This is a genomic window from Endozoicomonas sp. ALE010, assembly GCF_049310165.1.
In the GTDB taxonomy this organism is placed as follows: Bacteria; Pseudomonadota; Gammaproteobacteria; order Pseudomonadales; family Endozoicomonadaceae; genus Endozoicomonas.
The window spans coordinates 1-1,017 of record NZ_JBLYNV010000196.1 but is presented as its reverse complement, the minus strand read 5'-3'; the positions used below and the strand labels follow the sequence as shown (position 1 = coordinate 1,017).

Sequence of the window (1,017 nt, the reverse complement as noted above, 5' to 3'; positions counted from 1 at the left end):
CCCCGGGAAGGACCCAATGGGCTCCCCCCCTGCCCTAGCCACGGTTTGCCGTCGCGATGGCATAAGCGAGCGCCTTTCCGAACTCTTTGTTGTAATGGCGACGGATTGACCGTTCTGACACGCCATGGAAGTCCAGACGACGACGGTATTTGGGTTGCCGGGTAATCATCATGAAGGGTTGTACCTTCCTTCCCCGCCGCATCCAGACACCCTTGGCCTTGCCTCCGGGACGACCGACAAAGTACTGGGTTTTGCGGGAATTGGTGGTGTTCTGACTGGTATCAAACTGGGCGCGGACATTGGAGAGCATCTTCACCACCTGTCCACGGCTGATGTTGCCATAGCGATCCAGCTTGGCGGTGCGTGATGGTACCAGGAACTCCTCCGATCCCAGCAGGCCACGACGACGAAGCAGGGATTCCGAACGCTTGGTATTCCGCTCACCGCCATGGACTTCCGGTGTCAGGTACTTGGTGGCCGCCGTTCCCTTGGGTGACCAGTCCCGGAACCAGACCACCGCTTTGGGATTGACATCCCGCTTCCGGGCTGGCCGGAGAAACAGGGAGTTCATGGTGTAACGGGTTGGACGGTCAAAGACCCGCTGCATCTCCTCTTCCACTTCCCCCTTGGCTATCCCACCCAGCCGGGTCATGGCCAGCGCCGTAGCAAAGGGCACCTGCCGTCTTCGGAACTGATCCAGCTGCCGGGTCAGGCCCTCGATATCCAGAAACAGATCCATCTCAACACTCATTGGCCCGCGCCTCTCACCTGGGTATTCAACCACTGGTCCACATCGCCCCGGGCATAGAGCACCTTGCCCTCAATGCGGGAGTGCCTGGGCCCTTTCTTCTGGGTTCGCCAGTTCCGCAAGGTGCCTTTGCTGAACTGCTGATCCAGGTATTCAAACAGCTCATCGGTATTGAGCCAGATCTTGTCGAGGTAATCCTTGTGATTATCGCTCTGCATGGCGTGGGTCTCCTGAGGTCATGGGCATAACTTCCACCAGGGCAATGCCTT

The 1,017-nt window shown here is 58.6% G+C and carries 2 protein-coding genes; both read right to left on the bottom strand.

From position 1 onward, the window contains the following. Nucleotides 1–34: 34 nt before the first annotated feature. Nucleotides 35–751, bottom strand: coding sequence for a hypothetical protein (locus ACO6UY_RS24755; protein ID WP_422491723.1), 717 nt, complete (start codon nt 749–751; stop codon nt 35–37). Then, a complete protein-coding gene (locus tag ACO6UY_RS24750; RefSeq protein ID WP_422460272.1) occupies nt 748–966 on the bottom strand; it encodes a helix-turn-helix domain-containing protein in 219 nt (72 codons plus the stop codon). The genes ACO6UY_RS24755 and ACO6UY_RS24750 overlap by 4 nt, the downstream gene beginning before the upstream one ends. Nucleotides 967–1,017: the final 51 nt, after the last annotated feature.

Bases quoted from the DNA above. Each gene is read 5' to 3' on its own strand.
- ACO6UY_RS24755 (WP_422491723.1), bottom strand. From the start codon at position 751: ATGAGTGTTGAGATGGATCTGTTTCTGGATATCGAGGGCCTGACCCGG.
- ACO6UY_RS24750 (WP_422460272.1), bottom strand. From the start codon at position 966: ATGCAGAGCGATAATCACAAGGATTACCTCGACAAGATCTGGCTCAAT.